1 protein-coding gene is annotated in these 583 nt (G+C 59.2%); it reads right to left on the bottom strand.

Features of this window, described 5'->3' with window-relative positions; genetic code table 11:
• A partial coding sequence (locus AC1DS5_RS25340; RefSeq protein ID WP_477721001.1) for an ABC transporter substrate-binding protein occupies positions 1–583 on the bottom strand: 583 nt, incomplete at both ends.

Genomic DNA, 583 nt, shown 5'->3' with positions numbered 1-583 from the left:
GTGCTCTCCATCGCCTTGCCTTCCGGAATGTACTTCTCGACATAGGCGTAGAACTTCTGCATGCCCGGATCGTCCTTCCACTGCGGATCGGTCGGATCCTTGGCGAAGGTCGCGGACAAATCGTCCTGCGCATTCTCGAAGCCTGCCGGACGGATCACGCTGCCCACCGACGAACTCGCATTCGGCACGATGTGCAGCGGCTTCCAGCCGAGCTCGGCGACTTTCTTGATCGACTGTGCGGCGAATTTTCCGACAGCAAAGGAGAACAGCGTATCGACGCCGGMGGMCTTCAGCTTGACGATCTGCGAGTCGATGGTCGGCTCGGAAACCTCGTAGCTCGCTTCAGCCACGATCCTTGACGCCGCCTTGTCGCCGAAACCTTCCTTCAGTCCCTTCAGATAGTCCTTGCCGAAATCGTCATTCTGATAGAGCACGCCGATCTTGGCATCCGGCTTCTCCTTCAGAAGATACTTCGCATAGGCCGCAGCTTCGGCGTGGTAGCTCGGCAGCCAGCCCATGGTCCATGGAAACTGCTTCGGATCGTTCCAGCGGGTGGCACCGGTCGCGAGAAACAGTTGCGGCG

Source organism: Polaromonas sp. P4_H1 (assembly GCF_056400945.1).
The sequence above is the reverse complement of the archived record's forward strand: the minus strand, read 5'-3'. Positions and strand labels throughout refer to the sequence as shown.